Genomic DNA, 7133 nt, shown 5'->3' on the forward strand with positions numbered 1-7133 from the left:
AAACGACGTGCCCAAAGCCGCCACCCCCGCAGCCGAATGGCTTGAATACACAGCACTAACAACATTTAAAAGCTTTCCAAACATAAGGCCCCAGGACGACGCATGGGACTCAACCTACGGCGTAGGAAAGCTGTACAGCCAGCCAGACGGAACACTAATTCGCGCCCCGCTACGCGGCGGCGACTGGAGCAATGGCGCGGTTGCCGGCGCGTTCACGGCGCACTTCAACAGTGCGCCTTCCAGCACGAACGCGAGCATTGGGTTCCGCTGTGCCCGGTAGTCCGTAGATTTTGAATTTTGGTATCGGCTTGGATGCTTGCATCCAAGCCGATATAGTTATATGAGCTTAGACAACCTTTCCATTTTTGAAAAAACATACGAGCTTATCCTTTGGCTTTATCCTACAGTAAACAAATTTCCCAAGTCCCAAAGGTTTGTGCTCGGCCAGCAGATAGAAAATACAATATTAAACATTCTCCAAAAAATTATTGAAGCAAACCAGGAAAGAAACAAGCTGATTCACCTTAAACAAATAAGCGTTGAGCTGGATAAGCTAAGAGTATTAACGCGCCTGGCAAAGGACTTAAAATTCATAAGCGTAAAACAGTACCAGTTTGCCGCCGAAAACATAAACGAAATAGGGAAAATGCTTGGCGGATGGATAAAGGCGCAGGGGAACGGATAACCTTACAAATTTCCACGGCCGTGGAAATTTGTAAGGTTATCCGCGTCTTTGCGTGGAAGGGATGCAGCCCGCACAGCGTCCGCGCCCCGATACGCGGCGGCAACTGGAACAATGGCGCGAATGCCGGCGCGTTCACGGCGAACTTCAACAATGCGCCTTCCAACACGAACACGAACATTGGGTTCCGCTGTGCCCGGTACTGTTTTAAACACACACACGGCCTGAGCGCTTTCTTTACGGAGAAAGCGCCAGCGCCGAAATACTACTGGCTGTGTTCCTTCTCACAAGCCTGCAGTTGAGCAGGTGGGAAAATACTAAGCCCGTATCCCAGGGCAATGCACGGCGAGGTAAAAACTGCTTTGCCCTGGGTTAATAGGCTTTTTTGTTATGAATTTATACTCACAAATTTACGATTTCCAAAACCTGCACAGCGCATATTTAAACGCCAGAAAAGGAAAGCGCTACAAGGGCCAGATACTAAACTACAGCTACAACATAGAAGAAAATCTTTTAAACCTGCAAAAAGAGCTGAAAAACAAAACATATAAACACGGCGCGTATACAGAATTTACCATTCACGACTCAAAAAAGCGCCAAATCAAAGCCGCCCCATTCAAAGACAGAATAGTGCACCATGCCCTGTACAGCCAAATTGAGCCAATTTTTGACAAGTCCTTTATCTATGACTCCTATGCCTGCAGAAAAACAAAAGGAACCCACAAAGCGCTAAAGCGGCTGGAAACATTCCTGAGGTCTATTTCAACCTCAAACCCTGCGGGGGTACCGGATAAAGACATATACTGCCTCAAATGCGATATATCCAAATATTTTAAAAACGTTGACCACAAAACATTATTTAACCTCCTAAAAAAGAAGATATCCTGCAAGGATACTCTCTGGCTTTTAAACGAAATCATACAAAGCAACCATGAATCGCCCGGCAAAGGTATGCCAATAGGCAACCTCACCAGCCAATTATTCGCGAACGTCTATTTAAACGAATTAGACCAGTTTGTAAAGCACACCCTTAGAGAAAAATACTACATCCGCTATATGGATGATTTTTTAATACCGCACAAAGACAAAAAGCATTTACACGAAACAAAAGACAAAATACAGGAATTTTTAAGCAAAAACCTTGAATTAGAATTCAACCCCAAGAAGGCAGATGTTTTTCCTCTCAAAAACGGGATTGATTTTCTGGGGTACAGAATATACGGCACCCACCGCTTATTGAGGAAAAGCACAGTCAAGAGGTTTGTTAAAAGAACAAGAGCTTACAAAAAACAGATGGGAAATGGTAAAATGCCAGAAGAAAGATATATCGCGTCTATACAATCGTGGAACGCGTATGCTGAAAAGGGGAATTCATGGAGGTTGAGAGAAAAATTAGAGAGTGAGTTGGGTATTAAATTGATTAAAATGTAGAATGCTCTCCGAGGGAGTATTTGTTCTATCTTTTAGTTAATTCAACAAGGTTCCAAAACAGCATCGCTACTGTCATCGGCCCAACTCCTCCCGGTACCGGGGTTATGTAGCTTGCAACATCTTTTACATCACCTGCGACATCTCCGACAAGTTTGCCATTCTCAACAGTGGTTCCTGCGTCCACAACCACAGCGCCCTCTTTTAGCATATCTTTTGTAATTAACCCGGGTTTGCCCACCCCGCTGATTATTATGTCAGCTTTTTTTATTAAACCCCCCTTGTTTTCAGTAAATTCATTTATTGCAAGAACCGTTGCTCCTTTCTGCATTAAAATAATAGACATTGGTTTTCCAACAAGCTGGCCCTGTCCTACAACCGCAACACGCCTTCCTTTAACTTCTATGTTATATTTCCCGACGCGCTTGTCGCGGTCGGGATCCCGACCTCCGACGTCTTCACATCGGAGCGTCGGGACTTCTTCTAAAAGTTTTAAAATTCCCGCAACAGTAGGAGGCATTATAGGAGATTTTCCGGCGTAAAATTTTCCAAACGCTTTTGCGCCCAAAACATCTATATCTTTTTGGGGCAAAACAGCGTCTAGGATGCCTTGGGTATTAATGTGAGAGGGTAAAGGAAGTTGTATAAGCACCCCTCCCATATTGGGCAAGCGACAAATCCGTCCAACCTCCTCACGCAATTTCTTTGTGGTTATATCTTTATCGTATTTATAAACCTTAACCTCAATACCCAGTTCTCCTCCTGCTTTGATCTTTTTTTCAATATATTTTAGAGAAACTGCGTCATCTCCAACCAAAACTATTCCCAGCTTGATTTTTTTATTGAGATCTTTAATTTCTTCTTTTAAGCCGGATAAAATTTCATCCGCTAGTTTTTTCCCGTCTAAAATTATTGCGCTCATAAATTTTCAATTCCTAATTTCTTAATTCCTGCCTGCCGGCATACCAATCGGCATGTAAACAGGTAGGTTGAAACATTCTATTCATTCTAATTTTATTCAAAATTCAGAATTCAAAATTCAAACTCTTAAAACCCGGGTGGAGGAAACTTCAGCGCCAATTCTTTAACTTCTTTACAAACATCCTCACCCTTCAAAGTTTTATCAATAAACCCCGCTATTATCTTCATCTCATCTTCCTTCATCCCTCTCGTTGTAACCGCGGGTGTGCCTATTCTTATGCCGGAGGGGTCCATGGGTTTTCTCGTATCATTCGGTATTGTGTTTCTGTTTGCTGTGATGCCATTCTGTTCCAATAATATTTCACTCTCTCCTCCACTTAAGCCCTTATTTGTCATATCAACAAGAAACATATGATTTTGCGTTCCTCCTGAAACTATATCATATCCTTTATCTTTTAATTCTTGAGCGAGTAGTTTAGCATTTTTGGTTATCTGTTCCGCGTAATTCTTAAATTCAGGCGTGGACGCTTCTTTCAACGCCACAGCAAGGGCGAGTGTTGTCTGGTTGTGTGGCCCTCCCTGAAGACCGGGAAATACTGCCTTATCTATTTTTTTGGAAAGCTCTTCTCCTTTGGAAAATATCATGGCACCCCTCGGACCGCGGAGAGTTTTGTGTGTGGTTGTGGTCACAATATCACAGTATCCAAAAGGGGAGGGGTGCACCCCTCCGGCGATAAGTCCTGCAATATGCGCCATATCAACCATAAGGAGCGCGTCTATCCTTTTTGCGATAGTAGAAAACCTTGCAAAATCAAGTATCTGTGAATACGCGCTTGTGCCACAAACTATCAATTTTGGTTTATGTTCTTGTGCTAATCTTTCTACTTCTTCATAGTCTATCACACCGTTATCTGTAATGCCGTATTGTATAAAATTAAAATATTTTCCTGAATCGGAAACCTTGTGCCCGTGAGTTAAATGCCCGCCTGCGGGCAAAGCCATTCCGAGCGCTTTATCCCGGGTGTCCAGGAGGGCTGTGTACACCGCAAAATTTGCCGGACTTCCGGAATAGGGTTGAACGTTTACAGCCCAGTCACTGCCATCTAAGTTAAAAAGCTCCAACGCTCTTTTTTGCGCAAGTTTTTCAATTTCATCCACATTTTTGTTTCCCGGATAATATCGTGCGTCCGGATATCCTTCGGAGTATTTGTTTGTAAAAACAGAAGAAGATGCCTCTCGCACTGCGGGGGAGACATAGTTTTCGGAAGCGATTAAGCTTATTGTTTCCAACTGGCGCTTTTCCTCCGCTTTATTTATTTTGAGTATTTCAGGGTCTGTGTTTTCAAGCATAAATTTAGAATAACACTAAATAGGGATAGATAAATTATTGACAAATTTAGTTTATTATAGTATAATGTAGTTGTCAAATAGATGCGAATATACTATATTGAGCCATGAAGTATGGCGGTGCTTAAGACCCTATACTTGATGGCTGAATAGCTGTCGGCACAGAAATTTGTCAAACTCCCTGATGAGTTTCTGTTGGGTCCTTTCAAGGGAGAGGAAAGGAAGAAAATGAGTACATCTGATGCTGTTGTGTCTTACCCCAAGACGGAGGAGGATATACTGGCGCGAATTGAGAAGCGTCGTAAGGCCGGATACTACGAGAATCCGGTTCAAGGAAGAGAGGCAGAGATGTGTAACGAGCATTCGTTGCCTATCCTTTTTTGGGGTACCGCGCATTGCGCACAATGTCTTCTCCACTGAGTACACCATGGCACAGGAAGCGGAAACCCCGCTTCCTGTGCCAACCCAACCATATTTTTTAATCCGCATAGTTAAGCGATATTGGGAAATCTCTCTCCTCCCTCTGAGTTTACTCGGAGGGTTCCCGATATCGCCTAACTGCGCGGATTCACCTGCCCATGGGCAGGTTTTTATTAACAGCACATTAGAAAGGAGGCAGACCTCCTTTCTGCTGAATGAATTTTGCTCCGTAGAAAGGAGGTCAAGTAATGTTTGTTTGGCTGGATGATATGAGAGATCCAAAGGTCTTTGCTCCCGGTGGGTTGATGGATCGGGATGACGCCAGTTGGCGCGAGATAGAACCCGAGCGTGACTGGGTCTGGGTGCGAAACAAGACAGAGTTGGAAGAGCTTTTCAATTCTACCGAAGGCAGAATGGAGATAATGAGTTTTGACCACGACTTAGGTTTCGGGGAGCCTACCGGATACGACATTATCAAGTGGCTTGCAGACAAGCATCTGGATAGATATCCGCGGGAAAGCCGATTCCATACCGCCAATCCTATTGGCAGAGACAACATGGAAGCGTATGACAAAAACGTACGCAAGCACCTTCTCAACGAGTAACGACTCGCGCAATGCGCGAGTCGTTTTATTTTTCCCCATGAAACCAAATATTCCTTTTAAGTAGCTCTCGGAGCCATGAACCATGAGAAGTAATTAAGAGGGATTTCGATACATCCTATCCGAGGAGCTCTCGGACCAAAGCTGAGCTTGGTGCCCGAAGGGCTCAGCGAGGGAGAGCGCAGGCGGGCTTTTGCCGCTGGAGCAAAAGAACCGCCGGTCCGAGGAAGGATGTATCGAAATCCCATATAAAAAATTCAATACAAAAAATTATTTATCAATTTTTCAGCTTCTTCTTCAAGTCCCAATACATTTGGTATCGAGGATCCACGACTGCTTTGCGGTCGGGACTGTTTTTTTGATTCTAATTCAATCCATTTAATATCTTTATTGCGCTTGAACCACACCATTTGCCGCCTTGCATAACGCTTTATATCGCGCGCTAACTCTTCCTGCATTTCTTCTTTTGAAATTTTGTCCTGCAAAAATTTTGCTATCCATCTATATTCTAAACCAAAGTTTTCAAGCCGTTTCCAACTGACGCCAACTTCTTCCCGCAGTTTTCTTACTTCCTCAATCATATCTTGTCCTGAGCCTGTCGAAGGGCCCTCATTAAGCCGAGCATCAAGACGTTTTTCAATACGTTTATGCAGTAGCTCTTTTTCAACTTTTATACCAATAATTAACGTATTGCTATCTGACATATTTCCACGACCGTGGAAATATGTCAGATAGTTATTTTCAGGAACCTTACCAAGTTCCTCCACTATTTCCAAAGCTCTTATTAACCTTCTTTTGTTCTTACTCTCTATAGTTTTCGCCCGCTTGGCATCTTTTTTCTTTAGTATTTCAAAAAGTTCTTCCGCCGATAATTTTTCAAGTTTGTGGCGTAATTTTTTATTCGCTTTAACCTCTGGAAAGTCCATATCATAAACTACGCTATCTATATAAAAACCTGTTCCGCCAACCAAGATTGGCACCTTGCCTCGTTTTTGAATGTCGCGGATTATTTTTTCCACACTTTTTTTATATTGCGCTACTGTAAACTGCCGGCTTGGGTGTGCTACATCCAGCATATAGTGGGGGATGCCCTTCATTTCTTTCTTTGTTATTTTCCCTGTCCCGATATTCATGTACTTATAAACCTGCCTCGAATCCGCTGAAATTATCTCAGCTCCTTCTATCCCATATTTTTTCCGGGCTTGCACTGAGCTTAACCGAAGGGCTAAAAAAACAGCAAGATCACTCTTGCCGCTGGCTGTTGGCCCGACTATGACTATTAATTTCGCCATTTTTCTCTGCGAGCGAAGCGAGCAGTTAGAAAACTGAGCGCCCCGCTTAAATTTTCCCTTAGTTAAAATTACTTATGCTTGTATCTTGAAAATTAAATGTTTAATGCAGCAACCCGCGCGCCGCGAATAGCGGCATCCCTTGTTGGGCGAAGCGGGTTGCCTCGTGCAATAAGGAAAATTTGGGCGGGGTTGTATTTTATCCATACATGTGTTATTCTAATCCATAGTACATTCAAGAGCAAGGAGACAGAGATGCGCCGTAGAATTATGTTGCATACTTTTTTCGTATTTTGCGGATTTATCGCAATGCTCATGGGTTTATCAAGAGATAACTCATTCGGAATTATTATTGGTCTTTTGGCTGTAGTAATTAATGCGATAGTTGTTTTTGTCACATACGTAGATTATACAGAAAAACAGTAATATACAAATAAGCACCCA

General features: G+C 43.1%; 10 protein-coding genes. 6 read left to right on the forward strand and 4 right to left on the reverse strand.

Annotation, left to right across the window (positions count from 1 at the left end):
* Positions 1-280, forward strand: a 280-nt coding sequence (locus WDZ40_00645) for a hypothetical protein (protein MEX0877355.1), incomplete at its 5' end; no start/stop codon positions are given.
* A 60-nt stretch (positions 281-340) separates the two neighbouring features.
* Positions 341-685 carry a diversity-generating retroelement protein Avd gene (gene avd / locus WDZ40_00650; protein MEX0877356.1) on the forward strand — a complete coding sequence of 115 codons (345 nt, stop codon included), beginning with the start codon at positions 341-343 and terminating at the stop codon, positions 683-685.
* A gap of 2 nt (positions 686-687) precedes the next feature.
* On the opposite strand, the gene WDZ40_00655 is transcribed toward avd, so the two are convergent.
* Positions 688-897, reverse strand: a complete 210-nt coding sequence (locus tag WDZ40_00655; GenBank protein ID MEX0877357.1) for a hypothetical protein — start codon at positions 895-897, stop codon at positions 688-690.
* Positions 898-1072: 175 nt separating this feature from the next.
* Between WDZ40_00655 and WDZ40_00660 the strand changes: the two genes are divergently transcribed.
* Positions 1073-2113, forward strand: coding sequence for a reverse transcriptase/maturase family protein (locus WDZ40_00660; GenBank protein ID MEX0877358.1), 1041 nt, complete (start codon positions 1073-1075; stop codon positions 2111-2113).
* 25 nt (positions 2114-2138) lie between these two features.
* On the opposite strand, the gene WDZ40_00665 is transcribed toward WDZ40_00660, so the two are convergent.
* Positions 2139-3032 carry a bifunctional 5,10-methylenetetrahydrofolate dehydrogenase/5,10-methenyltetrahydrofolate cyclohydrolase gene (locus tag WDZ40_00665; protein ID MEX0877359.1) on the reverse strand — a complete coding sequence of 298 codons (894 nt, stop codon included), beginning with the start codon at positions 3030-3032 and terminating at the stop codon, positions 2139-2141.
* 125 nt (positions 3033-3157) lie between these two features.
* On the reverse strand, positions 3158-4381 hold the full coding sequence (gene glyA / locus WDZ40_00670; protein MEX0877360.1) for a serine hydroxymethyltransferase: 1224 nt from the start codon (positions 4379-4381) through the stop codon (positions 3158-3160).
* A gap of 225 nt (positions 4382-4606) precedes the next feature.
* Here glyA and WDZ40_00675 point away from each other — a divergent pair, with 225 nt between their 5' ends.
* Positions 4607-4798: a hypothetical protein gene (locus WDZ40_00675; protein MEX0877361.1), complete on the forward strand. Its 192-nt coding sequence runs from the start codon at positions 4607-4609 to the stop codon at positions 4796-4798.
* A 248-nt stretch (positions 4799-5046) separates the two neighbouring features.
* Positions 5047-5403: a cyclic-phosphate processing receiver domain-containing protein gene (locus WDZ40_00680; GenBank protein ID MEX0877362.1), complete on the forward strand. Its 357-nt coding sequence runs from the start codon at positions 5047-5049 to the stop codon at positions 5401-5403.
* A 254-nt stretch (positions 5404-5657) separates the two neighbouring features.
* Here WDZ40_00680 and miaA read toward each other — a convergent pair whose 3' ends face one another.
* The gene (gene miaA, locus WDZ40_00685) at positions 5658-6692 is read right to left on the reverse strand and encodes a tRNA (adenosine(37)-N6)-dimethylallyltransferase MiaA (protein ID MEX0877363.1); all 1035 of its coding nucleotides are present in this window, start codon (positions 6690-6692) and stop codon (positions 5658-5660) included.
* A 252-nt stretch (positions 6693-6944) separates the two neighbouring features.
* Here miaA and WDZ40_00690 point away from each other — a divergent pair, with 252 nt between their 5' ends.
* Positions 6945-7115 carry a hypothetical protein gene (locus tag WDZ40_00690; GenBank protein ID MEX0877364.1) on the forward strand — a complete coding sequence of 57 codons (171 nt, stop codon included), beginning with the start codon at positions 6945-6947 and terminating at the stop codon, positions 7113-7115.
* Positions 7116-7133 lie beyond the last annotated feature (18 nt).

It is taken from the genome of Candidatus Spechtbacterales bacterium (genome assembly GCA_040879145.1).
Lineage (GTDB): Bacteria > Patescibacteriota > Minisyncoccia > Spechtbacterales > 2-12-FULL-38-22 > JAWVZY01.